Raw genomic sequence first — 1,328 nt, 5'->3', positions numbered from 1 at the left:
TCGGTGCCGTCGGTGAGGGCGGGTTCGATGCGTTTGGCGAGGACCTTGCCGAGTTCGACGCCCCACTGGTCGAAGGAGTCGATGTTCCAGACCGCGCCCTGGACGAACACCTTGTGCTCGTACAGGGCGATCAACTGGCCCAGCACGGACGGCGTCAGCTCGGCCGCCAGGATCGTGGTGGTGGGATGGTCACCGCGGAACGTCTTGTGCGCGACCAGTTCCTCCGGGACCCCTTCGGCACGGACCTCGTCGGGCGTCTTGCCGAACGCGAGGGCCTGCGTCTGGGCGAAGAAGTTCGCCATCAGCAGGTCGTGCTGCGCCTTGAGCGTCTCACTCAGCTCACCCACCGGGTTCGCGAACCCGATGAAGTCCGCCGGGATCAGCTTCGTGCCCTGATGGATCAACTGGTAGTAGGCGTGCTGCCCGTTGGTGCCCGGCGTCCCCCACACCACCGGACCCGTCTGCCACTCCACCGGCCGGCCCTCACGGTCGACCGACTTGCCGTTGGACTCCATGTCCAGCTGCTGCAGATACGCCGTGAACCTGGACAGGTAGTGCGAGTACGGCAGCACCGCGTGCGACTGCGCGTCGTGGAAGTTCCCGTACCAGATCCCCAACAGGCCCATCAGCAACGGCGCGTTCGCCTCCGCCGGAGCCGTACGGAAATGCTCGTCGACCAGACGGAACCCGTCCAGCACCTCCCGGAACCGGTCCGGACCGATCGCGATCATCAGCGACAGGCCGATCGCCGAGTCGAAGGAGTACCGGCCCCCGACCCAGTCCCAGAACTCGAACATGTTCGCCGTGTCGATCCCGAAGTCCGCGACCTTGCCGCTGTTCGTCGACAGCGCCACGAAGTGCCGGGCGACCGCCTCCGAACCCGCCTTCAGACCCTCCAGCAGCCACGCACGCGCCGACGTCGCGTTCGTGATCGTCTCGATCGTCGTGAACGTCTTCGACGCGATCACGAACAGCGTCTCCGCCGGGTCCAGGCCCTGCAACGCCTCGTGCAGGTCCGCGCCGTCCACGTTCGACACGAACCGCACCGTCAGCCCGCGGTCGGTGAACGGGCGCAGCACCTCGTAGGCCATCGCCGGGCCCAGATCCGAGCCGCCGATCCCGATGTTCACCACATTGCGGATCGGCCGCCCGGTGTGACCGGTCCACTCACCCGAGCGCACCCGCGACGCGAACGCGGCCATCTTGTCCAGCACCGCGTGCACCCCGGGCACCACGTTCTGCCCGTCGACCTCCACGACCGCGTCGGCCGGCGCCCGCAACGCGGTGTGCAGCACCGCCCGGTCCTCCGTCGTGTTGATCTTCTCGCC

1 protein-coding gene is annotated in these 1,328 nt (G+C 67.7%); it reads right to left on the bottom strand.

The features are described from left to right. Positions 1-1,328: glucose-6-phosphate isomerase (gene pgi, locus ACIRCZ_RS20520; RefSeq protein ID WP_402856817.1), on the bottom strand; the 1,328-nt coding region annotated here is incomplete at both ends.

The sequence above is a fragment of the Leifsonia sp. NPDC102414 genome (assembly GCF_044765685.1).
Classification (GTDB): Bacteria; Actinomycetota; Actinomycetes; order Actinomycetales; family Microbacteriaceae; genus Leifsonia.
The sequence above is the reverse complement of the archived record's forward strand: the minus strand, read 5'-3'. Positions and strand labels throughout refer to the sequence as shown.